Here is a 22,405-nt window from a genome sequence, read left to right on the forward strand (position 1 = left end):
CTGCGCGCGTCATATGTTGCACCAAATCAATATTTGTGCAACATATGTTTCATGGCCCAGGCCCAGCCGAAACCATCGCCCCTCAACGAATTGTGCAGCGCACTGCCGTCGCTGCCGATGCGCTTGCAGGAGGTCGGCCGGTTCGTCGCCGCCAATGACTATGACGCCACCACCCGCTCGATGCGCGAGCTCGCCTCCGTCGCCGGCGCCGATCCTGCCTCATTCACCCGTCTTGCCAAGGCACTCGGCTATTCCGGCTGGGACGAATTGCGCGCCGCGCTCACCGAGGCGCGCCGGCCGGCACAGGGCTCGCCGTTCTCCGGCCGCGCCAGGAGCCGCCGCGCCGGGCCGAATGCCGATGTCAAACTGGTGCACGACAAATTGGAGGCCGAGGCCGCGGGCCTTGCGCGGATTTCAGCGAGCGCGATCGCGGAAGCCGCGCGTGCGCTGCACTCGGCTGACCGGATCTGGATATCGGGGTTTCGCAGCTGCCGCAGCGTCGCGGAACTCTTGACCTATCAGCTTCGCCTGTTCCGCCCCGATGCCGTGCAATTGGTCGGCGGCTCCGGCCCGTTCGATCTCGACCACGGCGCCTTCCGCTCGGGCGACGCCGTGGTCGTGATCGGCTTTGCGCCCTACACTCTGGTCAGCGTCGAGACGGCGCGCGCCGCGCATCAGGCGCGTGCTGCGCTGATCGCGATCGCCGACACCATCAGCGCGCCGATGGCCGAGGGCGCCGATCATCTGCTGCTGTTCGAGGCCGCCTCTTCCCCCGGCTTCTTCCCGAGCCTCACCGGCGCGATCGCGGTGGCGCAGTCGCTTGCCGCCGTCGCCTTCACGCTGGGCGGCGCCGGGGCAAAGCGCAAGCTGGAGGAGACCGAGGGCCGGCTTGCCGAGATGTCGCAATATTTTGTCGAGAAAGGATGAGTGTCATGGCCGCCAACAAGAGCCGCGTGATGCATCGCAGCCTGCGCGAGACCCCGCCGAAGGCGGTTGGCGGCGACGGCGTCTGGCTGATCGCGGAGGATGGCCACCGCATTCTGGACTCCTCCGGTGGCGCCGCGGTGTCGTGCCTCGGCCATCAGCATCCGCGGATCCTTGCCGCGATCGGCAAGCAGGCCTCGAAGATCGCCTATGCGCATACCGGCTTCTTCTCCTCCGAGCCTGCGGAAGAGCTCGCCGAGCGGCTGGTCGGCCACGAGCCCGGCGGCCTCGGCTATGTCTATTTCGTCAGCGGCGGGTCGGAGGCGATCGAGGCGTCGATCAAGCTGGCGCGACAATATTTCATCGAGCGCGGCGAGCCGAAGCGCGCGCGCTTCATCGCACGCCGCCAGAGCTATCACGGCAACACGCTCGGCGCGCTGTCGGCCGGCGGCAATGCCTGGCGCCGCGCGCCCTACGCGCCGTTGCTGTCGCCCTCGTTCAGCCATGTCACGCCAGCCTTCGCCTATCACGAGAAGCGCGACGATGAATCGGAGGCGGCGTTCGTGGCGCGCCTTGCCGCCGAGCTCGAGGCCGAATTCCAGCGGCTCGGCCCCGATACGGTCGCGGCGTTCATCGCCGAGCCCGTGGTCGGCGCCACCGCCGGCTGCGTGCCTGCGCCGGAGGGTTACTTCAAGGCGGTGCGCGAGATCTGCAACCGCCACGGCGCGCTCCTGATCCTCGACGAGGTGATGTGCGGCATGGGCCGCACCGGCACGCTGCACGCCTGGGAGCAGGAAGGCATCTCGCCCGACATCCAGGCGGTCGCCAAGGGCCTCGGCGGCGGCTATCAGCCGATCGGCGCGATGCTGGCCAGCGGCACGATCGTCGACACGGTGCGCAATGGCTCCGGCGCGTTCCAGCACGGCCACACTTATCTCGCGCATCCGCTCGCCTGCGCTGCCGCGCTCGAGGTGCAGAAGGTGATCAGCGAGGAGAAGCTGCTCGACCAGGTCAAGGAGCGCGGCCGTCAGCTCGAGCAGCGGCTGACCGAACGGTTCGGCAATCACCGCCATGTCGGCGACATCAGGGGCCGCGGCCTGTTTTGGGGTATCGAGCTGGTCGCCGACCGTGCCACGCGGCAGCCATTCGATCCCAGGCTGAAGCTGCATCAGCGGATCAAGTCCGCGGCCTTCGCCGGCGGGCTCGGCTGCTATCCGTCGGGCGGCACCGCCGACGGCCAGCGCGGCGATCACGTGCTGCTCGCCCCGCCCTATATCGCGACATCGGGCGACATCGACATGATCGTCGAAAGACTAGGCGCTGCGGTCGACAGCGCGCTGAAGGATGTTGGTCACGGAGCATGATCCGGAAAAGTAGGCACCGGTTTCCCGCGACAGACGCGAAGCGTTTTGCGCAGGGATCATGTTCAAACATGAGGAGGAGGAGGAAAACATGCTGAGGGGTATCATTACTCTAACCGTTCTCGCCGCAGGCATTGCGGGCGCAAGCGCGGCGACGCTCGACACCGTCAAGCAGCGCGGCACGCTGGTGTGCGGCGTCTCGACCGGCTTTGCCGGTTTCTCGGCGCCGGACTCGCAAGGCAACTTCAAGGGCCTCGACGTCGACTATTGCCGCGCGCTTGCCGCCGGCGTGCTCGGCGATCCCGCCAAGGTGCGCTACGTCGCGCTGACCGCGCAGAACCGCTTCACCGCGCTGCAGTCGGGCGAGATCGACGTGCTCTACCGCAACTCGACGCAGACCTTTCTGCGCGGCACCACGCTTGGGCTGCGGCAGGGACCGGTCAATTTCTACGACGGTCAGGGCTTTGTCGTGAAGAAGGACCTCGGCGTCAAGGAGCTGAAGGACCTCAAGGGCGCCACGGTGTGCGTCGCCCAGGGCACCACGCATGAAGTGACGCTCGGCGACTACGGCCGCGCCAACGGCATCGACTGGAAGCCGCTGGTGTTCGACCGCGTCGACACCATGTACCAGACCTTCTTCGGCGGCCGCTGCGATGCCATGACCCAGGATGCTTCCGCGCTCGCCGGCGCGGTCGCGACCGCAGCCCCAAAGGCGGATGATTATGTCGTGCTGCCGCAGACCATCAGCAAGGAGCCGCTCGGCCCGTTCACCCGCAACGGCGATGAAGTGTGGAGCGACATCATCACCTGGCTGCATTACGGCCTGATCGAGGCCGAAGAGCTCGGCGTCACCCAGGCCAATACCGACGAGATGGCGAAGTCGCAGGTCCCGGCGATCCAGCGCCTGCTCGGCGCGTCGGGCGATCTCGGTTCGCGCCTCGGCCTCGACAACAAATGGCTGGTCGCCGCGATCAAGGCCGGCGGCAATTACGGCGAGATCTTCGAGCGCAATGTCGGCAAGGCAAGTCCGCTGAAGCTCGAGCGCGGCCTCAACGCCACCTGGAGCAAGGGTGGGTTGATGTACGCGATTCCGTTCAAGTAACCGAAGTCACCTCGCCCCGCCTGCGGGGAGCGGTCGGATTGCGAAGCAATCCGGGTAGGGGGAGTCTCCGCATACCCTCCTCTCACCTGTTACGACAATAGAGCCCCTCACCCCGACCCTCTCCCCGCGAAAAGCGGGGAGAGGGAGAGCACGAAACATCCATGCGCATCACCCTCATTCACGCCTTGAAGCACTCGATCGTGCCGATTGAAGCATCGTTCGCACGACATTGGCCGGACGCACGGCTGATGAACCTGCTCGACGACAGCCTGTCGGCCGATCTCGCGCACGACGGCAAGCTGACCGACCGCATGACCGAGCGCTTCCTCACCATGGGCCGCTATGCTGTCGGCACCGGCGCCAATGGCATTCTGTTCACCTGCTCGGCGTTCGGGCCGTGCATCGAGGCGGTGGCGCGCGAGCACGCGCCGATGCCGGTGCTGAAGCCGAACGAGGCGATGATCGAACAGGCGGTGGCGAAGGGCCAGCGGATCGGCCTGCTCTCGACCTTTCCGCCGACGCTGGTGTCGATGCCGCCGGAATTCCCGTCGCAGGTCACGTTGGTGCCGAAACTTGCCGAGGGGGCGCTGGCCGCGCTCGATCGCGGCGACCGCGCCGAGCATGACCGCATCGTGGTCGAGGCAGCCAGGGACTTGCGCGACTGCGACCTGATCGCGCTCGCGCAGTACAGCATGGCCCCGGCCGCCGAGCGCGTCGCCGAAGTCACTGGCCGCGAGGTGCTGACGACACCCGACAGCGCGGTCAAGAAGCTGAAGGCGATGCTGGGGATCAGCTAGGCGCGTCCATGATCGCCGGGTTCGGCGGTAGTGGCTTTTGGCCCGTAGCCGACAAACACGTCTATCGATAGTGTGCCGCGCGGCCTCGGCGGAGGCTCGTGTGACGTCACCTTCTGCCGTCACATAAGCTTTCCAGGCTGAGGCGGCCGACTTCCGGCCGAGACGAGGGCAACTCCCGATGCGAAATACCCCTTTCCTTGCGATGGCCGCCATCGTTGCTTTCCTCGCACCTGCCGCCGCCCAACAGGCCCCGCCTGCGTCGTCGGCGAGCGCCTCCTCCGCGCAACTGACGCACAAGCTGAACGCCTATGTCGGGTGCATCAACCGCCTCTCGGCGCGCTTGTATGAATCCCGCGAACGCTACTTTTCCTGGGCCGCCAAGAATGGTCCCACCGGCAAGGAGCGGATCATCTACGGAACCTACACGATCTACGACACGTCCGACTGCAAGACGAGCGTCGCGGCTGCCAATGCAGCGGACCCGCACGACGCCGAGCTTGAAGCCGCCGCGAACGCGTATGTTGCGGCCGTCACCACGCTTGAGCCGCTGTTGAAGGAGGCGGACGACTACTACACCCAGGAAAATTACAAGGACGACAAGATGGCCAAGGGCAAGGCGCTGCATCCGCGCCTGGTCGCGGCCTGGGATGCGTTTGCCGGCGCCGACAAGGCGCTGCGCGCCGGCGTCGAGGCCATCAATGACAAGCGCGCCGCCGAGCACCTGGCCGCGATCGAGGCCAGCGAAGGCCGCAAGTCGCACTACTATGTCGAGGCCCTGATGATCCAGGCCAAACGCGTGCTTCGCGCGCAGCAGGCCGACAAGCCCGACCTCAACGAGATAACCCAGGCGCTCAACGAGTATGAGGCCGCGGTGAAGGCAATGGACGAGGCCTCGGGCAAGGACGGCGACGCCAAGCTCGGCTCAATGTTCATCGGCAGCGCCAAATCATTCCTCACCACGGCAAAGCAGCTCATGCGCCGCGTTCGCGACAAGGTGCCTTACAGCTCCGGCGAGAAGATGATGCTGAGCAACGCCGGAGCCGGCTGGATGGTGGAAGGATCGCCGGCACGGTTGATGCGCGACTACAATCAACTCGTCGACAGCTACAACCGCGGCGCCCGCATCTGAATGACCGGGCCCGACAGTGCGGTGCTGCCAGCGGAAGCGTAATCCACCGCGACACAGGAACCGCGGCGGATGACGCCTTGCGGCTCATCCGCCGTGCCGCGCCTACGCTCCTGCGTCGTGCACGTTCAGATCGACGCCTTGCGGATCCCTGATCGTCGACACCGTGATCAGCGAGATCAGCGACAACACCGCGATGTAGACGCCGACGCGCCAGGACTGACCGTAGGTGCCGATGATCCACTGCGCGATCATCGGCGCGAAGGCGCCGCCGAAAATGGCGCCGAGCGCATAGCCGATCGAGACGCCGGAATAGCGCACCTTGGCCGGAAACAGCTCGGCATAGAGCGCCGCCTGCGGGCCGTAGGACAGGCCGAGCGCAATAGTGAGCCCGACGGCGCTGGCTAAGAACAGCAAGGGGTTCTTGCTGTCGATCAAGAACCACATCGGCACCGCCCACAGCACCATCAGGGAGTAGCCGATCTGGAAGCAGCGCACGCGGCCTATTTTGTCGCCGAGGATGCCGCCGAGCAGCGTGAAGATGAACCAGCTCACGGCCGCGAGCGTGCCGATCAGCAGCAGCTGCTCGGACGGCATCTTCAGCGTGTTGGCGCCGTAGCTGATGATGAACGCGATCAGGATGTAGCCGGCCGCATTGTTGGCCATGAAGATCAGCGCGGTGCGCAAAATCTCCTTGCTGTGATTGCGCATCAGGTCCCGGAGCGGCGCTGAAGACTCCTTGTGCCGACGCTGCATCGCCTGGAACACCGGCGATTCCTCGACGGTGCGTCGGATCACGATGCCGACGACGATCAGCACGATCGACAGCAGGAACGGAATCCGCCAGCCCCACTCGATCATCGCCTGCTTGCCGAACGTCGCGGTCAGCACCCACAGCACGCCGGTCGCCAGGATCATGCCGAGCGGCGTGCCGATCTGCGGGAACGAGCCGAAGAAGCTGCGCTTGTCGACGGGCGCCGATTCCACCGACATCAGCGCCGCACCGCCCCACTCGCCGCCGGCCGAGAAGCCTTGCAGGATGCGCAGGAGAATGAGGAGCGCCGGCGCCCAGGCGCCGATCTGCGCGTAGGTCGGCAGCAGGCCGACCAGCGCGGTCGCCGCCCCCATCAACAGCAGCGTGACGACGAGCATGTTCTTGCGCCCGAAGCGGTCGCCGAGATGGCCGCAGACGATGGCTCCTAACGGGCGGAACAGGAATGACAGGCCGAGCGTCGCGAACGACACGATCTGCGCCAGCAGCGGATTGTTCGCGTTCATCGGTGCGAAGAACAGCGCGCCGAACACCAGGCCCGCCGCCTGGGCGTAGACGAAGAAGTCGTACCACTCGATGGTGGTGCCGACGAGCGTTGCGGTGAGGACCTTGCGCTCCTCATCCGACAGTTCAGCGCCGCGCGAGCGCGCGGACAGTTCGATGGACATGTCGCCTCCCCAAAACCCGTTCTTGAATCTGTTCTTGGCCGCGCGGACGTGGTCGGCGGCGATGCGCCCGCCCCGCTCGGATGCTGAGCCCGGGATTAGCAGAGGTTTCCGCGCCGCACGAGAAAAATAGTTGCAACCGCAACGATATTCGACCGAATTGTGACTTTTGGCCCGGTTCCCGACCCCGCTACCTCGACCGCGATCGGCGGGCAGCTATCCCGAAACGCCGATTGTGCATCGCAGCAAGCTCGCTACGATGCAAGGATTCCCAAGAGGTTGCTAAGTGTCTGATATTAATGCTGATGCCTGGGTTTCCTCAGGCCACCGCCCGATGGGCTTTCCCGAATTCGTCGTCGTCATCGCCTCGATCATGGCGCTGAACCCGCTGGCGATGGACATGATGCTGCCGGCGCTGCCGAACATCCGCTCCGCGTTCCAGATCGCCGACGCCAACCGCCCGCAGATGGTGCTGTCGATCTTCCTGGTCGGCTTCGGCGTCGGCCAGTTCGTGATGGGCCCGCTGTCGGACCGCTTCGGCCGCCGCCCGGTGCTGCTCGGCGGCATGACCGTCTACACCATCGCCGGCCTGCTCGCGATCATGGCGCCCTCGTTCGAGACGCTGCTGCTGGCGCGCGCGCTGCAGGGCCTCGGCACCGCGGCGACCCGCGTGATCGCGACCTCGATCGTGCGCGACTGCTACGCCGGACGCCGGATGGCGAGCGTGATGTCGCTTGCGATGATGGTGTTCATCGCGGTGCCGGTGATCGCGCCGTCATTCGGCCAGGCGGTGATGCTGCTGACGCATTGGCGCGGCATCTTCGTGCTGCTGATGATTTATGGCGTGATCGCGCTGGCCTGGAGTGCGATGCGGATGCCGGAGACGCTGCCCAGGGAGCTGCGCAAGTCGCTGGCGATCCCGGAGGTCTTGTCCGCGTTCCGCCAGACCGTCACCAATCGCCAGACGCTCGGCTATGCGCTCGCCGCCGGCGGCGTGCAGGGCTCGCTGTTTGCCTTCGTGTTCTCCTCGCAGCAGATCTTCACCGAGATCTTCAAGCTCGGGCATTACTTCCCGGTCGCCTTCGCGGCCTGCGCGGTCGGCGTCGCGATCGCCGGCTTCCTCAATTCGCGCATCGTCGGCCGCATCGGCATGCGGGTGATCTCGCACGCCGCGCTGACCGGCTTTGCCGTCGTCGCCGGCGCGCTGTTCATAGCGGTGAAGACCGACACGCTGTCGCTGCCGCTGTTCATGGTGCTGTCGGGCCTGATGATGTTCGCGTTCGGGCTGATGATGGCGAATTTCACCGCGCTCGCGATGGAGCCGCAGGGCAAGATCGCTGGCACCGCCTCATCGCTGTATGGCACGATCACCACGTTGCTCGGGATCGGCGTCGGCACCACGATCGGCCAGGATTACGACGGCACCCTGCTGCCGTTCGCGACCGGCTTCTTCCTCTGCACGCTGGCCGCGCTCGCCGTGGTGCTGGTGACCGAGAAAGGCCGGATGTTCCGGCCCCATCACCATCCGATTTGATCTTCGTAGCCCGGATGAAGCGAAGCGTAATCCGGGGTTCGTTATGCGGGCGACAGGGTCCCGGATTACGCTTCGCTCGATCCGGGCTACGATTCTGAGATCGCGTCAGGCTTCGCGTGTCCGTCCGACCCGCGCCTGCGCCACTGCACGCCGCGTCGCCGCAAATCCCTCCATCCCGAGCTGCCACTGCAGGCCGACGATCGCGCCCTTGGTCGGCTGCAGCAGCGCGAGCGCACTGAACAACGTCACCGGCAGCCAGATCGCGAGTTGCAGCCAGGCCGGCGGCGCGTAGTTCATTTCGAGCCAGAGCAGCGCCGGCACCACGACGTGACCGACCACGACGATCACGAGATAGGCCGGGAAATCGTCGGCGCGCTGCGGGGTGAAGTCCTCACCGCACGCTTCACAGTGATCGGCGACCTTGAGGAAGCGGCCGAACAGATGGCCGCGCCCGCAGTTCGGGCACTTCATGGTGAAGCCGCGCCACATCGCCTTTGACAGGGAAACCGTCTCGGTCATCGTCGCTTTCCTTCGGCCGTTGTCCTTGACCTGATCTGATGATCCATACAATATGCAATTGAACACCTACAATCAAAGACAAATCGCCAAATTGCATGGATTGGATCCCGACAGTTTCGGAATGGCACGGCCCGATGTTCCTGCGCATCGTCGATGCGCTGGCCGCCGACATCGCGAGCGGCCGGCTGGTGCGCGGCCAGCGGCTGCCGACCCACCGCGCGCTGGCCTCGGCGCTCGACATCGACCTGACCACGGTGACGCGGGCCTATGGCGAGGCGCGGCGGCGCGGACTGCTCGACGCCCGTGTCGGCCAGGGTACATTCGTCTCGGAGACCACCGCGCGCGCCGCCTCCGACCTGGCTGCGCCCGTCAACATCGACCTGTCGATGAACCTGCCGCCGCAGCCGGTCGAGGCCAATCTCGACCTGCGCATCGCGCAGGGACTTGCGACCATCCGCTCCGAGGCCGGGTTCTCCGCCTATCTCGGCTATGCGCGTCCCGGCGGTACCACTGAGGAGCGCGAGGCCGGCGCTGCGTGGCTCGCGCCGCGCGTGCCGCAGGCCTCGGCCGACCGCATCGTGATCTATCCGGGTTCGCAGGCGATCATCTTCAACGCGCTGCTGGCGCTGACATCGCCCGGCGATGTCGTGGTGACGGAGGCGTTGACGTTTCCCGGCATCAAGGCCGCGGCGGCGCGGCTCGACGTCCGCCTGGTCGGGGTTGCGATGGACGCCGAGGGCGCGCGGCCCGACGCGCTCGACGAGGCCTGCCGCAAGCACAAGCCGAAGGCGGTCTATCTGGTGCCGACACAGCAAAACCCGACCACGGCGACGATGAGCGCGATCAGACGCAAGGCGATCGCCGGTATCATCAGCAAGCGCGGCTGCGTCCTGATCGAGGACGACGTCTACGGGCCGCTCGAACCGCAAATGGCGCCGATCGCAACCCTGATTCCGGAGCGCACCTACTACGCCGCGAGCATCGCAAAATGCATCGCGCCGGCCCTTCGCGTCGCCTATCTCCTGGCGCCCGATGCGAGCGCCGAGCAGCGCATGCGCGCCGGCCTGCAGGCCACCATGCAGATGCCGCCATCGCTGATGGTCGCGCTGGTCACACAATGGATGCGCTCCGGCGTCGCCGCCGATATCATCCGCGCCATCCGCAACGAGGCGGCGGCGCGCCAGCAGCTTGCGGCCCGCTTCCTCAAGGGCGTCACTTATGCGGCGCGGCCGGCGAGCCACCATCTCTGGATGCCGTTGCCGAAGCATTTCGACGGCACCGACCTGTTGTCGCATCTGATGCGCAACGGCCTCGCCGTGGTCGGCGAAGACGCCTTTGCGGCGGGCGAAGCCGCGCCGCGCGGCCTGCGCGTGTCGCTGGGCGCCGCGCGCAACCGCGCCGAACTGAGCCAGGCGCTGCAGGTGCTGTCGAATGCGGTGCGCACGCCGGTCGGCGCCACCCAAATCGTATAATTCCGGCGATCGCCGGGAATAAACTCGCTCCAAAATGATTATGGTGCGCGGGGGCGCACGCCGTTAAAACTCTGCGCTCAGAGCATCAGGCAGGGGCAGGCTTTTCAATGTCATGCGGATATGATCGGGCAGTCCATCGTGCTGTGCTGACGCTTCGCGGGGCAGTGACCGCGATCGGTTGTCTTGCAGTTGTCATATCAGGCGCGGCGCGCGCCTCCGATGCCCCTGCCCCGGTGCCGGAAAAACTCGAACGCATCACCTCATTTTTTGACAACGAGGTTGCGACAGGAAAAATTCCGGGCGCGGTCATCCTGATCCAGCAGCACGGCAAGCCGGTCTATCTGAAGACCTTCGGATATCGCGACGTCACGACCAAATCGCCGATGCGGCCGGACACGATGTTCGCGCTGCATTCGATGACCAAGCCGATCACCAACACCGCCGCGATGATGCTGGTCGACGAGGGCAAATTGTCGCCGCAGGATCCGCTGTCGAAATACATCCCGGCCTTCGCCGACGTGAAGGTCGCCATCGAACCGGATGGTGGAAACGATCCGGCCAAGGTGGAGCTGGTGCCGCCGATCCGGCCAGTGACCATTGAAGATATCATGCGGCACACCTCGGGCATCACCTACGAATATATCGGCGCCGACTGGATCCAGAAGATCTACCGCGCAGGCCACCTGTTCGACGGGAAGTTCGACAACAAGGAATTCGTGGCGCGGCTGGCCAAGCTGCCGCTGTCGCGGCAGCCCGGCACGCTGTGGCGTTACGGTCATTCCACCGACGTGCTCGGCCGGGTGATCGAGATCGTCTCGGGCAAGACGCTCTATCAGTTCGAGAAGCAACGCATCTTCGATCCCCTGGGGATGAACGACACCGGATACGTGCTCGGCGCCGAGACCGAACGGACACGGCTGGCGGAGCCGCTGCCCTCGGACACGATCCTGATCGAAGGAGAGAACGACCGGCGCGCGCATCCGGAGTGGGAATCCGGCGGCGGCGGCCTGGTCTCGACCATCCTCGACTATGCACGCTTCGCGCAGATGCTGCTCAATGGCGGCGAGCTCGACGGCAAGCGCTATCTGAGCCCGGCCGCGTTCAAGACCATGACGACGGATCATATCGGGCCGGGCTCCGGCGTCGGCCGCGACTACTGGTACTTCCCCGGCGACGGCTTTGGTTATGGCTATGGCATTGCCGTGCGCACCGATCCCGGCATCGTCAAACCGCCGCCGCCGGGCTCGATCGGCGAGTTGAAGTGGGACAGCGGCAGCGGCACCTATTTCGGCGTCGATCCGAAGCTCGACATGATCTACATCATGCTCGAGCAGACCCAGAACGAGCGCCAGCGCATCACGCCCGCGTTCCGCAAGCTGGTCTACGACGCCTTCAGCCCGGACTGAGTTCCGTCACCCTCGTCTATTGCCGCGACCCGTTTCCTGCCTGCGCCGTGCTGCAGCCGCGATCAGGCTTGCGGTGCATTCGTTGCAGACGAACCCGCACTCATCCGTAACAGGCCGATCCGTACATCGAGGCCGATCGCCTCATCGTCGACGATCTCCTCGATCATGCCACCGCAGCACACGCATTGGTGGCGCGACGCCAATTTCCGTTCCATGACGCGCTCTCCAGCCGTCGCAGCTTGCTCTCTGCTGCTTCCCTCACGCTATATACTATCGTATATATCGAGACGACAAGGCAGGCGGGTGAACAATCCGGTCGGGAACCCTGCAGACAACAACCATCGACCGGAGACGATCGCCAAGAAAATCCTGCCTGGTCCAACCAGGTTCATTGAGGAAACGCGATCATGATAAAGAACAATGGCGACGCGGGACGTCCGCGCGCAACGGGAGAACTGCTCAAGATCCGCCGCGCATCGCTACCCAGCGCCTCGGCCATCGTCCTTGCGCTTGGCATAGCCGGCGCGGCGCGCGCCGAAACGGCTCCGGTCGGCGTTCCCGACAAGAGTTTTCCGGAGAGCGTGACCTCGACCTCCGACGGGACGCTTTATGTCGGCAGCTTCAACCATGGCGGCGTGACCAAGATCTCGGGCGGCAAGGCCGAGCAACTGGTCAAGCCGGGCGCCGCCGACAGCCGCTCGACGCTCGGCGTGCTCGCCGACGAGAAGAGCGGCACGCTCTATGTCTGTTCCAACGACATCAGCGCGATGGGCGTCGCCGGGCCGAGCGACACCAAGGGCGCCTGGCTGAAAACCTTCGATCTCAAGAGCGGCGCGCCGAAGGGCAGCTTTGCCTTGAGCGATCCGAAATCGTTCTGCAACGACATCGTGGTCGGTGCCGACGGCACCGCCTATGTGAGCGATTCCTTCGCGCCGTTCGTCTACAGCCTGAAGCCGGGCGGCACGGCGCTGGCGACGTTCGCAACCGATCCGCAGCTGGCGCCCGCCAAGGACGGCGTCGGGCTCGACGGCATCGCGATCGGCGCCGATGGCAATCTTTACGTCACGACCTTCATCCCGGCCAAGCTGTTCAGGATCGAGATGAAGGACGGCAAGGCCGGCGCCGTGACCGAGCTGAAGCCGTCGCAGCCGCTCGACCACGCCGACGCGCTGCGGGCCCATGGCGGCGGCTTCCTGCTGATTGAGGGCAACGGCAAGCTCGACAAGATCACGGTGAAGGGCAGCGAGGCCACCATCGACACCATCAAGGATGGCCTCGCCGAACCGGTCTCGGTGACGCAGGTCGGCGATGTCGGCTGGGTCGCCGAAGGCAAGCTGTCCTACGTGATCGGCGACAACAAGGGCAAGGATCCCGGCCCGTTCAAGCTGACGCCGATCACGTTGCCGAAGTAAACGCGTGACTCGTCATGGCCGGGCTCGCCCCGGCCATCCATGCTTCTCTTGCAGAAGACAAGACGTGGATGCCCGGGCCAAGCCCGGGCATGACGGATGCGGAAACCTCCTGCGCCACGCCCCTTCATGCGCTAGATCACGTAAAACCCGTGCGTGCCGTCGCGGCGAAGCTGGTCGACGAGGCCGTACTCCCAATCGAGATAGGCCTGCATGGCCTTTTCCGCGACACCGGTGCCTTCATAGGGCCGCCGGTAGCGGTGCGCGGGATCGGGCCGCGGCACGACGCGCGGCGGCCCGACTTCGAGCGGGCCGCCGTAGCCGCCGTCGAGCACGTAGACCTCCCAGCCCATCTGCGCGAGCCAGGACGCCGTCATGTCGGCGCGGATGTTCTTGTCGTCGGTCAGCACGATGCGCGCGCCGCGCACGGGCGCGGCCATGTCGATTTCCTGCACCAGCTGGCCGCCGGCATAATGGCGGAAGCCGGCGAGATGACCGGCGGCATATTCCTCGACGTCGCGGACGTCGAAGCGATACAGCGTACGATGCGTGTCCTTTTCCAGCGCGGCGAGTTCAGCGGCGCCGATGTGACGGACGCCGGCGCGATAGGCGACGTCGCGGGCATTGTCGGCCGCGCCTTCGAACGGCCCGATGCCGCCGCGCTTGCCGGCGCCGTGCTCGAGATCGTGCTTCGCCAGCGTCCAGCCGATCGTGCCGTTGCGCAGCGCCCGCACCTTGTTGGGCAGTCCGGCATTGATCAGCGACTGCGTGCCGATGATCGAGCGGGTGCGGCCGGCGCAGTTGACGATGATGGTGGTGTCGGGATCCGGCGCCGCGCCGCCGGCGCGCAGCACCAGCTCGGCGCCGGGCACGCTGACCGAGCCCGGGATGTTCATGGTGGCATATTCGTCGAAGCGGCGGACGTCGAGGATCGCAATGTTGGCCTTGTCCGAGATCAGCGCGGCGACCTCATCGGCGCTGAGTGACGGCGTGTGCCTGCGCGACTCGACCAGCTCGCCAAAGGCCTTGGCGTAGGAATTGACGTCCTCGAACGCCTCGTAGCCGGCCGCCTTCCAGCCCTGCAAGCCGCCGGCAAGCGCCGCGACGTTGCTGTAGCCCAGGGTGCGCAACTCGGCAGCCGCGGCAGCGACCAGGCCCTCGCCATTGTCATAGAGCACGATCGGCACGTCCTTGCGCGGCAAGCGCAGTTCGGCTTCGAACGCGATCCGGTCCGCCGCCATGTTGGCGGCAAACAGCGGATGGCCGGTGGCGAATTCCGCCTCGTGCCTGACGTCAAGCAGCGCGATCTCCTGGCGCAGTAGAAGCGTTGCACGGATGTTCTGGGGCGTGATGGAAGAAACTGTCATGAGATGCTGGCCTTTATGCTGGCCTTGGGCGGGACATGCGCAGCCTGCTCTAGGCCGAAATCGCGCGCCGTCATAGCCTTAACTCGCCCGCAACCCCGATCTTCACGGGAAGGGGTTGCGGGAACGAAAGTCTGTCATCCCGCTTTGCCCAACCGGGGCGCGCTTGCTACGTTCCATCGGCTCCGTTGGCGCCCGATCAGGCCTTCCGGACAAGAGAAGGCAGCGGGGCCAGCCTGAAGTTCTGGGAGGATGACCATGAGATCAGTCGGAAATGAACCATTGTCGCGTCACGCCCTCGCTTTCGTGCTGGCCGGCGGACGCGGCAGCAGACTTCAGGAGCTCACCGACAGGCGCGCCAAGCCGGCGGTGTATTTCGGCGGCAAGTCCCGCATCATCGATTTCGCGCTCTCCAATGCGGTGAACTCCGGCATCCGTCGCATCGCGGTGGCGACCCAGTACAAGGCGCACAGCCTGATCCGGCATCTGCAGGGCGGCTGGAACTTCTTCCGCCCTGAGCGGAACGAGAGTTTCGATATCCTGCCCGCAAGCCAGCGCGTCTCCGAGACGATGTGGTATGTCGGCACGGCGGATGCGGTGTATCAGAACATCGACATCATCGAGGCGCACGGCACCAAGTACATTCTGGTGCTGGCCGGCGACCATGTCTACAAGATGGACTACGAGATCATGCTGAAGCAGCATGTCGAAAGCGGCGCCGACGTCACGGTCGGCTGCCTCGAGATGCCGCGCGCGGAATCCTCTGGCTTCGGCATCATGCATATCGACGAGACCGGCCTGATCCAGTCGTTCCTGGAGAAGCCGGCCGATCCGCCGCCGATGCCCGGCAAGCCCGACAAGTCGCTGGCCAGCATGGGTATCTATGTCTTCAATTCGGAATTCCTGTTCGACGAATTGCGCCGCGATGCCGCCGACCCGAACTCGGCGCACGATTTCGGCAAGGACATCATCCCCTATATCGTCAAGCACGGCCGCGCGATCGCGCATCAGTTCAACGATTCCTGCGTCCGCTCCGGCGACGATCCGCGCGCCTACTGGCGCGATGCCGGCACCGTCGACGCCTATTGGGGCGCCAACATCGATCTCACCGACGTGGTGCCCGAGCTCGACCTCTACGATCGCTCGTGGCCGATCTGGACCTATGCCGAGATCACACCGCCAGCCAAGTTCGTCCACGATGAGGAAGGCCGCCGCGGCCAGGCGGTCACCTCGCTGGTCTCGGGCGCCTGCATCATCTCGGGCGCGTCGCTGCGACGCTCGCTGCTGTTCACCGGCGTCCACGTCAATTCCTACGCCAATGTCGAGAATGCGGTGATCATGCCCTATGTGAATGTCGGCCGCGGCGCGCGGCTCAGAAACGTCGTGATCGATCGCGGCGTGCGGATTCCGGAAGGGCTCGTCGTCGGCGAGGATCCCGCATTCGACGGCAAGCGCTTCCGCACCACCGAGAACGGGATTACGCTGATCACGCAGGCGATGATCGACAGGCTCGAGACATGACGCAACTGCGCGTCCTCGCGGTCGCTTCGGAAGTCTACCCGATCGTCAAGACCGGCGGCCTCGCCGACGTGGTCGGCGCGCTGCCGGCGGCGCTGCAGCGGCATGGCGTCACGACGCGAACGCTGGTGCCCGGCTATCCCGACGTGCTCAAGGCGCTGGCTTCGGCGGAGACGCTGCTGCACTGGCCGGAATTCTACGGCGGGCCGATCCGCGTGCTCGGCGGCGCGCGTGACGGCCTCGATCTGTTCGCGCTCGACGCGCCGCATCTCTATGCGCGCCCCGGCAATCCCTATGTCGGTCCCGACGGACGCGACTGGCCGGACAACGGCATCCGCTTTGCCGCGCTGTCGCGGATGGCGGCGGAGATCGGCCAGGGCGCGATCACTTCCTTCGTCCCCGACATCGTACATGCGCATGACTGGCAGGCGGGCCTCGCACCGGCCCTCCTGCATTACGCCGGGCAACCGCGGCCGGGCACGGTGATGACCGTGCACAACCTCGCCTATCAAGGACAGTTCTCGCCGGACATGCTTGCCGCGTTCGGCCTGCCGGGCGAATCCTACGCGCTGCAAGGCGTCGAATATTACGGCACCATCAGCCTGTTGAAGGCCGGCCTGCAATTCGCCGACCGCATCACCACGGTGTCGCCGACCTATGCGCGGGAGATTCAAAGCGACGAGGGCGGCATGGGGCTCGGCGGCCTGTTGCGCGAACGCGCCGACGTGCTGAGCGGCATCCTCAACGGCATCGACATATCAGTGTGGAATCCGGCCACCGATCCCGACATCGCGGCGCGCTTCAGCGCCGCGCAGCCGGCGGAGCGCGCGGTGAACAAGGCGGCGCTGCAGCGGCGCTTCAGGCTTGATCCCGCGCCGGATGCGATGCTGCTCGGCGTCATCAGCCGGCTGTCATGGCAGAAGGGCCTCGACCTGCTGCTGGAGAACATCCCGACGCTGCTCGGCGAAGGCATTCAGCTTGCGCTGCTCGGCAGCGGCGACCGCGACCTGCAGGATCGCTACGCCGCGCTGGCGCACGACAATCCCGGACGGATCGCGGTCGTGATCGGCTACGACGAGGCGCTGGCGCATCTGATCCAGGCCGGCGCCGACGCGCTCGCGGTGCCGTCGCGCTTCGAGCCGTGCGGCCTCACCCAGCTGTGCGCGCTGCGCTACGGCGCGGTTCCTGTTGTCGCCAATGTCGGTGGCCTTGCCGACACCGTGCTCGACTTCGACGAAGTCGCGATCACCGGCGATGCGCCGACCGGCGTCAAGTTCGCACCCGTGACTTCCGATGCGCTCGCCCACGGCTTGCGCAAGGCGAACCTGCTGTTCAACGACAAGGTGACCTGGCGCCGGCTGCAACAGGCCGGCATGGCCACCGATGTCTCCTGGCACAATCGCGCCGGCCGCTACGCCGCGCTCTATCGCGAGCTCGCGACGACGCGGCGCTAAGCCGCCGCGATCAATTCAGCAGATCGCAGGACGCGACGCGGTTGATGTCCGCCAGGCGCCGGTCGGGATTTCCCTTGAGATCAAGGCTTGCGACGAGATCGAGCAGCCGGCCATAGGCGCGGTCGGCGACTGCGACGGGCAGCGGCTCCTCGTCGAAAGTTTCGACGTAATTGCCGACGAGACCGCTCAGCAACCGGCAAACGCCGCGCTGCTCCGGGTCGTCCCTGCTGAGGATCTCGAGTTTTTGCTGGAAAGTCCTGAAGGTTCGCAACCCGTGGGGCTGTTGCGAAAGCCAATTGTGCAAATCAGGATACAGATCGGTCATATCAGCCTCTTCAAAATGGAGAAGAAGCTACCGGCTTATACAGCCGATCATGGTTCCGCGCCATCGCGATTTTTGCATGCATCCCCTGCCCTGCCGCGCAGGCCATGTCATTGGACCGGCATGTCCGCCGACTAAAGTCGCGCGAGCGCCGGCAAAATTCTGTAGCGCGCGATCTCGTGCGGATAGTCGCCGCGATTGGCGAGCAGCACGATGCCGAGCCTGCGCGCCGGCACCAGCCCGACATAGGCTGAGGCGTTATTGAGACCGCCCGGCTTGTCGATCACGGTGACGCCGTCCAGCCGCACATGCTCCCACGCCATCGCCTGGCCGAACTTTTCGTCGACGCGAAAGCTCTCATGTTCGGTCATCTGCAAGGCCGCGCGCAATTCGGGATCGATCACCGCGCCGTCGAGGCAGGCGCCCAGCAATATGCCGAGATCGCGCGCCGATGAGAACATCTGGCCGGTGCCCGGAAAATCATAATAGCGCTGCTGATTGCCGGGCTGACCGATCGCCGTGCCGTCGTGGGAGTAGCCCTGAACCACACGCCGCATCATCTCGGGCGCCATCGTCGCACGGTCGTCCTCGCTGCGGTCCGGAACGAAGGTCGACGTCATGCCGAGCGGCTTGAGGATTCGGCTCCCGATCAACGTCGCGATCGGCATGTCATAGCGCCGCTCCAGCACCAGTTGCAGCAGCACATAGCCCGCATGGCTGTAGATGCGCTGCTTGCCCGGCTGTTCGCCCGCCGGTGGAGTCCATACATTGAGCATCGCGATGAACTGATCGCGGCTGAAGGTGCCGACCGGCCATGGCGGATGGTCGGTCGGCAGCAGCAGGCCTGACGTATGATTGACGAGCTCGCCGATGGTGATGCGGCTGACGTAGTCGCCATGCAACTCGGGCAGATATTTCGTGACGGGATCGTCCAGCCGCAATTCACCACGCTCCGTGCCGAGCGCGACCAGCGTCGCCTCGAACAGCTTACGCAACGAGGCGAGGTTGAACAGCGTGTCCGGGGTAACCGGTCGCTTCGCCGCTGCGTCAGCGAAACCGTAGTTGAAGAAGGCGACCCGGCCGCCGGCATAGACCGCCGCGGCGAGACCGCCCGGGTCGGCCGCAGTCGCGGTCGGCGCGAGTTCCGTCGTGACGATATCCCCGATCTGCGCATCCATGTCGGAATCCGCACGCGCGATGCCAAGCGCGCCAACAGCGACGACGAGCAGGACGGCCGCGATCCGGACGGTGAGCCATTGTCTCATGGAGAATGAAATCGGTGTTGCGATGTGACCCGCGGGCGGGTCTGTTCACCATCGCGAGATGGCAACATCACGATCCTAGCGGTGGAACCAATGCGTCCGAATTCACGATTACGCGTCTTGCGCCGTTACCATCCCGGCCGGGAAGGGGCGGCCCGATCGCTGTTCCGGTGGTCACTTCCGGAAGCCGCGATCGCGACCGCCCTCCCACTCCAGCCACGGTGCGGGAACTGCAATCGAACAAACAAATGCGGGACGTTTGAAAATGACGGGAGTGGGCTTCGACGAAACGGCGAGATCGGCGCTTGCCGATCGGGCCAAGGATATTTCTGACTTCGTCACATTCCGCTCCCAACCGGGGACGTTTCTTTCTAGCAACAATTCGTCAATCGAAGGTTGCATAAGCCGATTGGATTCGATTTTCAAGACACGGTCGTCCGCGACGTTTTGTCCCGTTCCAGATGCCGGATACGCGCGATGGCTGCTTAAGCATCGGTTAACCATCGATGCGCGGCGCGAGACCTATGTGGCGCGCGAGCGGACGATCGACCGCGGCAACGACGCCAATAGCAGCACGAGATAGACGCAGAGCAGCACGATGTCCTTGAACAGGAACTCGCCGGCCAGGTTCCAGGCCATCGGATCGGTCGACAGGCTCCATTTGACCACCCCGGGAGTCGTGAAGAAGAACGACCACGTCACCGCGAAGGTGATGACACCCATCAGCGAGCCGATCGCTGAGAGAAGCGGGCTGAACGCGCCGGCGGCGAGCAGCACCGCAATGCCGAACTCGGTGACCCCGAGCACATAGGCCTCGCCCCGGAGGCCGAACATCGACAGCCACGAGACGAAAGGACTGTTGCTGATGAACTGCGCGATGCCTTGCGCCGATTGCAGTGTGAATTTCTGCATGCCGAACGACACGAAGATCACGACCATGACCCAGCGCAGGATCGCGAGCGGACGATAAGGCCCCTCGCCCTGTTCGGCGATGTTGAACGACAGATTCATGCTGATGTTTCTTCCCTCGCTGCGATGCCACCATCGGCCGTCGTTACGGCGTTCGTGGCAGGACTACGCAGCGCACGCCGCGCGCGTTACGCGCGGGACAACGTCTCGCCTTCACGATGATGTGCGGATGAGATGAGGAATAGTCGCTGCGAGAGATGTCTTCGGCGAAGCCGCAGAGCGCGCCGCGCCGGCCTCAGGCGCGCTGGCGCAGCGGCCGCGCGGCGTCCTTTGCCGGCACTGGCATGGTGAAGCCGTACAGGAACAGGTCCACCACCATGTCGGCGAACTCCCCTGGATCGATCCCGCCCTTCGGGTCGTACCAGGTGTGGCTGAAGTTCAGGATGCCGAACAGCATCATGCTGTAGATCTTCTTGGTCCGCTTGACGATCTTGCCTTCCTTGTCGAGCTTGACCAGAAGATCCGAGACCGTGTCGACGAGCTGGCGCTCCAGCGCCTTGATCGCATCCTGCTCGGTCTCGCCGAGGAACGAGAGGTCGTTGAGGATCACGCGCTGCTCGTCGCTCGAGCGCGCATTCAGCGCGACGATGGCCTGGATCGCGGCGCGGAACTGTTCCAGCGTCGTCGCCTTTTCAACCATCGCGGCCTCGACGTCGGCGATCATCTCGCGGATATGGGCGTCGAGGATCGCGAACAGGATCGCTTCCTTGGAATCGAAATAGTGGTACAGCGCGCCGCGCGACAGCTTGCAGGCATCCGCAAGGTCGGCGATCGAGGCACGCATATAGCCCTGCCGCGCGAACAGGCCGCAGGCGGTGGTGAGAATGCCCTGCTGAATCTCGTCGTAATTCTCTGAGCGCGTCCGCGCCATTGCCGTCTCTCTCGTGCACCATCGGCGCCGCCGGAATCGGGCGACTGCCGTCTCTCTATACTACCGCCGCCCACGCTCTCCTCCCCTTTGCGGGCACCATCCACCAGAACTCTTCGATCGCCCACGATGACGCGACCTGCGTCAAAAAATAATTTGAACGACCGGTCGGATTATATTAGACTGCCGTCCATCAAGCAAGCGGATTGCGCACGCCGGGACCAACCCGGGGCATCGCGGGAGGTTGCGCGTGGATTCTCAGAGGATCGATGCTGTCGTGATCGGAGCCGGTGCCGGCGGGCTGTGCGCCGCGGCGCGCCTTGCCCATGGCGGGCTGCATACGCTCGTCGTCGACGACAAGGACCGGCTCGGTGGGCGCGCCTCGACCGAGGAGATCGACGGCTTCAAGGTCAATATCGGGGCGATCGCGATCGAGTTCGGTGGCGTGTTCGAGGAAACCTTCCACACCGTCGGCGCCCCGCTCGACATCCGCGCGCCGGAGCCCGCGAGTTCGTTCTTCATCGACGGCAAGGTGATCGATGTCGGCCGCGGCGGCTGGTCGCTGCTGCTCGGCCAGCTGACCAAGCAGGCCTCGCGCATCCTGGAGAAATTCGCCGACGCCCGCTCCGGCAATCTGCCTGACGGGCGGCAATCGACCGAAGACTGGCTGAAGGGCTACACCAGCAATGCCACGGTGCACGCGCTGTTCCGCAATCTCTGCGCGGCGATCTTCGCCTGCAACGCCGCCGAGCTGCCAGCCCGCGCCTTCCTCACTTATTTCACCAGCAAGGGCGCCTTCAAGAAGTTCGGCTTCTGCCCGCAGGGCACGATCGGCGTCTGGAACAGTCTCGGCAACGCTGTCAGGCGCAATGGCGACATCTGGCTCGGAACGCCGGCGACGACGATCCACACTGCCAACGGCAAGGTTGAAGGCGTCACCGTGCTCAGGAACGGCGAGCGGGTGCGGATCGACACCGATCTCGTCATCAGCAATGCCGGACCAAAGGCCACGGTCGCGCTTGCCGGCGGCGAGGCGTTCCCGGCGGACTACATCGCCAAGGTGAAGAACGACCTTCGCCCGGCCGCCAACATCGTCATCAATGTCGCGAGCCGCGAGCCGCTGATCAATCATCCCGGCATCGTCACCTTCGGCAAGACGCGCCGGCTCTGCAACATGGCTAACCTCAGCGCCACCTGTCCGGAGCTCGCTCCATCAGGCTGGCATCTCTATGTCGCCTACGCGGTTCCGGTGCCGGCGCTCGGCGATTTCGACTCCAATGCGGAGGTCGCGCTCGCGCTCGAGGATCTTCGCGAGCAGTTCGCGAATTTCGACCAGGCCAGGATCCTGTCGATCCGGGTGATGCGCGACGACTGGCCGGCGCAACGCAGCTGCGCCGGCTACGATCTGCCGCGCGAGACCGGCATCGAGGGCCTGTGGTGCGTCGGCGACGCGGTGAAGCAATATGGCAATGGCGGCACCCAGGCCTGCGCCGAGACCGCGAAGCTCGTCACCGATGCGATCCTCGCCGCGCGTCCGCGCTTATCGGCCAGCCGGATCTGA

At 65.3% G+C, this 22,405-nt stretch carries 20 protein-coding genes; 12 read left to right on the top strand and 8 right to left on the bottom strand.

Translation table 11 applies throughout. The features are described from left to right. The first annotated feature begins 51 nt into the window (after positions 1 to 51). The 5 genes from JEY66_RS32850 (at position 52) to JEY66_RS32870 (ending at position 5,313) form a co-directional block, all read left to right on the top strand. A complete protein-coding gene (locus JEY66_RS32850) occupies positions 52 to 927 on the top strand; it encodes a MurR/RpiR family transcriptional regulator (protein WP_018270329.1) in 876 nt (291 codons plus the stop codon). 5 nt (positions 928 to 932) lie between these two features. Then, complete coding sequence (locus JEY66_RS32855; RefSeq protein WP_018270328.1) at positions 933 to 2,288, top strand: aspartate aminotransferase family protein; 1,356 nt, start codon at positions 933 to 935, stop codon at positions 2,286 to 2,288. A gap of 88 nt (positions 2,289 to 2,376) precedes the next feature. After that, positions 2,377 to 3,387, top strand: coding sequence for an amino acid ABC transporter substrate-binding protein (locus JEY66_RS32860; RefSeq protein ID WP_026192426.1), 1,011 nt, complete (start codon positions 2,377 to 2,379; stop codon positions 3,385 to 3,387). Positions 3,388 to 3,548: 161 nt separating this feature from the next. After that, a complete protein-coding gene (locus JEY66_RS32865) occupies positions 3,549 to 4,184 on the top strand; it encodes an aspartate/glutamate racemase family protein (protein WP_018270326.1) in 636 nt (211 codons plus the stop codon). A 178-nt stretch (positions 4,185 to 4,362) separates the two neighbouring features. After that, positions 4,363 to 5,313, top strand: coding sequence for a YiiG family protein (locus JEY66_RS32870; RefSeq protein ID WP_038376262.1), 951 nt, complete (start codon positions 4,363 to 4,365; stop codon positions 5,311 to 5,313). 102 nt (positions 5,314 to 5,415) lie between these two features. Here the strand turns inward: JEY66_RS32870 and JEY66_RS32875 are convergent, their stop codons facing one another. After that, positions 5,416 to 6,750, bottom strand: a complete 1,335-nt coding sequence (locus JEY66_RS32875; protein WP_016846262.1) for an MFS transporter — start codon at positions 6,748 to 6,750, stop codon at positions 5,416 to 5,418. Between the two features lie 331 nt (positions 6,751 to 7,081). Here JEY66_RS32875 and JEY66_RS32880 point away from each other — a divergent pair, with 331 nt between their 5' ends. Next, on the top strand, positions 7,082 to 8,281 hold the full coding sequence (locus JEY66_RS32880; protein WP_016846263.1) for a multidrug effflux MFS transporter: 1,200 nt from the start codon (positions 7,082 to 7,084) through the stop codon (positions 8,279 to 8,281). A gap of 105 nt (positions 8,282 to 8,386) precedes the next feature. Here the strand turns inward: JEY66_RS32880 and JEY66_RS32885 are convergent, their stop codons facing one another. Further along, positions 8,387 to 8,800 carry a DUF983 domain-containing protein gene (locus JEY66_RS32885; protein WP_038376264.1) on the bottom strand — a complete coding sequence of 138 codons (414 nt, stop codon included), beginning with the start codon at positions 8,798 to 8,800 and terminating at the stop codon, positions 8,387 to 8,389. A gap of 95 nt (positions 8,801 to 8,895) precedes the next feature. On the opposite strand from JEY66_RS32885, the gene JEY66_RS32890 reads away from it, so the two are divergent. Both JEY66_RS32890 and JEY66_RS32895 read left to right on the top strand, forming a co-directional pair. Beyond that, a complete protein-coding gene (locus JEY66_RS32890; protein WP_016846265.1) occupies positions 8,896 to 10,272 on the top strand; it encodes an aminotransferase-like domain-containing protein in 1,377 nt (458 codons plus the stop codon). 107 nt (positions 10,273 to 10,379) lie between these two features. Next, positions 10,380 to 11,678, top strand: a complete 1,299-nt coding sequence (locus JEY66_RS32895) for a serine hydrolase domain-containing protein (protein ID WP_080586190.1) — start codon at positions 10,380 to 10,382, stop codon at positions 11,676 to 11,678. Positions 11,679 to 11,740: 62 nt separating this feature from the next. Here the strand turns inward: JEY66_RS32895 and JEY66_RS32900 are convergent, their stop codons facing one another. Next, positions 11,741 to 11,893, bottom strand: coding sequence for a hypothetical protein (locus JEY66_RS32900; protein ID WP_157183437.1), 153 nt, complete (start codon positions 11,891 to 11,893; stop codon positions 11,741 to 11,743). Positions 11,894 to 12,085: 192 nt separating this feature from the next. Here JEY66_RS32900 and JEY66_RS32905 point away from each other — a divergent pair, with 192 nt between their 5' ends. Beyond that, the gene (locus JEY66_RS32905) at positions 12,086 to 13,090 is read left to right on the top strand and encodes an NHL repeat-containing protein (RefSeq protein ID WP_016846269.1); all 1,005 of its coding nucleotides are present in this window, start codon (positions 12,086 to 12,088) and stop codon (positions 13,088 to 13,090) included. Positions 13,091 to 13,221: 131 nt separating this feature from the next. Here JEY66_RS32905 and JEY66_RS32910 read toward each other — a convergent pair whose 3' ends face one another. Continuing rightward, the gene (locus JEY66_RS32910) at positions 13,222 to 14,454 is read right to left on the bottom strand and encodes a rhodanese-like domain-containing protein (protein ID WP_016846270.1); all 1,233 of its coding nucleotides are present in this window, start codon (positions 14,452 to 14,454) and stop codon (positions 13,222 to 13,224) included. 255 nt (positions 14,455 to 14,709) lie between these two features. Between JEY66_RS32910 and glgC the strand changes: the two genes are divergently transcribed. Together glgC and glgA are read left to right on the top strand one after the other, a co-directional pair. Beyond that, positions 14,710 to 15,972 carry a glucose-1-phosphate adenylyltransferase gene (glgC, locus tag JEY66_RS32915; RefSeq protein ID WP_026192423.1) on the top strand — a complete coding sequence of 421 codons (1,263 nt, stop codon included), beginning with the start codon at positions 14,710 to 14,712 and terminating at the stop codon, positions 15,970 to 15,972. Then, positions 15,969 to 17,423, top strand: a complete 1,455-nt coding sequence (gene glgA, locus JEY66_RS32920) for a glycogen synthase GlgA (RefSeq protein WP_016846272.1) — start codon at positions 15,969 to 15,971, stop codon at positions 17,421 to 17,423. Before glgC ends, glgA begins: the two co-directional genes overlap by 4 nt. A gap of 10 nt (positions 17,424 to 17,433) precedes the next feature. On the opposite strand, the gene JEY66_RS32925 is transcribed toward glgA, so the two are convergent. From JEY66_RS32925 to JEY66_RS32940, 4 genes are all read right to left on the bottom strand, one after another. Continuing rightward, complete coding sequence (locus tag JEY66_RS32925; RefSeq protein WP_016846273.1) at positions 17,434 to 17,748, bottom strand: hypothetical protein; 315 nt, start codon at positions 17,746 to 17,748, stop codon at positions 17,434 to 17,436. A gap of 131 nt (positions 17,749 to 17,879) precedes the next feature. Further along, positions 17,880 to 19,010, bottom strand: a complete 1,131-nt coding sequence (locus tag JEY66_RS32930; protein ID WP_016846274.1) for a serine hydrolase — start codon at positions 19,008 to 19,010, stop codon at positions 17,880 to 17,882. Positions 19,011 to 19,529: 519 nt separating this feature from the next. Then, entirely contained in the window at positions 19,530 to 20,018 is a 489-nt protein-coding gene (locus tag JEY66_RS32935; RefSeq protein WP_016846275.1) for a DUF417 family protein, read from the bottom strand. 193 nt (positions 20,019 to 20,211) lie between these two features. After that, on the bottom strand, positions 20,212 to 20,847 hold the full coding sequence (locus JEY66_RS32940) for a TetR/AcrR family transcriptional regulator (RefSeq protein WP_016846276.1): 636 nt from the start codon (positions 20,845 to 20,847) through the stop codon (positions 20,212 to 20,214). A 247-nt stretch (positions 20,848 to 21,094) separates the two neighbouring features. Here JEY66_RS32940 and JEY66_RS32945 point away from each other — a divergent pair, with 247 nt between their 5' ends. Beyond that, positions 21,095 to 22,405, top strand: coding sequence for a phytoene desaturase family protein (locus tag JEY66_RS32945; RefSeq protein ID WP_100213839.1), 1,311 nt, complete (start codon positions 21,095 to 21,097; stop codon positions 22,403 to 22,405).

Source organism: Bradyrhizobium elkanii USDA 76 (assembly GCF_023278185.1).
GTDB lineage: Bacteria > Pseudomonadota > Alphaproteobacteria > Rhizobiales > Xanthobacteraceae > Bradyrhizobium > Bradyrhizobium elkanii.

Bases quoted from the DNA above. Each gene is read 5' to 3' on its own strand.
- JEY66_RS32850 (WP_018270329.1), top strand. From the start codon at position 52: ATGGCCCAGGCCCAGCCGAAACCATCGCCCCTCAACGAATTGTGCAGC.
- JEY66_RS32855 (WP_018270328.1), top strand. From the start codon at position 933: ATGGCCGCCAACAAGAGCCGCGTGATGCATCGCAGCCTGCGCGAGACC.
- JEY66_RS32860 (WP_026192426.1), top strand. From the start codon at position 2,377: ATGCTGAGGGGTATCATTACTCTAACCGTTCTCGCCGCAGGCATTGCG.
- JEY66_RS32865 (WP_018270326.1), top strand. From the start codon at position 3,549: ATGCGCATCACCCTCATTCACGCCTTGAAGCACTCGATCGTGCCGATT.
- JEY66_RS32870 (WP_038376262.1), top strand. From the start codon at position 4,363: ATGCGAAATACCCCTTTCCTTGCGATGGCCGCCATCGTTGCTTTCCTC.
- JEY66_RS32875 (WP_016846262.1), bottom strand. From the start codon at position 6,750: ATGTCCATCGAACTGTCCGCGCGCTCGCGCGGCGCTGAACTGTCGGAT.
- JEY66_RS32880 (WP_016846263.1), top strand. From the start codon at position 7,082: ATGGGCTTTCCCGAATTCGTCGTCGTCATCGCCTCGATCATGGCGCTG.
- JEY66_RS32885 (WP_038376264.1), bottom strand. From the start codon at position 8,800: ATGACCGAGACGGTTTCCCTGTCAAAGGCGATGTGGCGCGGCTTCACC.
- JEY66_RS32890 (WP_016846265.1), top strand. From the start codon at position 8,896: ATGGATTGGATCCCGACAGTTTCGGAATGGCACGGCCCGATGTTCCTG.
- JEY66_RS32895 (WP_080586190.1), top strand. From the start codon at position 10,380: ATGTCATGCGGATATGATCGGGCAGTCCATCGTGCTGTGCTGACGCTT.
- JEY66_RS32900 (WP_157183437.1), bottom strand. From the start codon at position 11,893: ATGGAACGGAAATTGGCGTCGCGCCACCAATGCGTGTGCTGCGGTGGC.
- JEY66_RS32905 (WP_016846269.1), top strand. From the start codon at position 12,086: ATGATAAAGAACAATGGCGACGCGGGACGTCCGCGCGCAACGGGAGAA.
- JEY66_RS32910 (WP_016846270.1), bottom strand. From the start codon at position 14,454: ATGACAGTTTCTTCCATCACGCCCCAGAACATCCGTGCAACGCTTCTA.
- glgC (WP_026192423.1), top strand. From the start codon at position 14,710: ATGAGATCAGTCGGAAATGAACCATTGTCGCGTCACGCCCTCGCTTTC.
- glgA (WP_016846272.1), top strand. From the start codon at position 15,969: ATGACGCAACTGCGCGTCCTCGCGGTCGCTTCGGAAGTCTACCCGATC.
- JEY66_RS32925 (WP_016846273.1), bottom strand. From the start codon at position 17,748: ATGACCGATCTGTATCCTGATTTGCACAATTGGCTTTCGCAACAGCCC.
- JEY66_RS32930 (WP_016846274.1), bottom strand. From the start codon at position 19,010: ATGAGACAATGGCTCACCGTCCGGATCGCGGCCGTCCTGCTCGTCGTC.
- JEY66_RS32935 (WP_016846275.1), bottom strand. From the start codon at position 20,018: ATGAATCTGTCGTTCAACATCGCCGAACAGGGCGAGGGGCCTTATCGT.
- JEY66_RS32940 (WP_016846276.1), bottom strand. From the start codon at position 20,847: ATGGCGCGGACGCGCTCAGAGAATTACGACGAGATTCAGCAGGGCATT.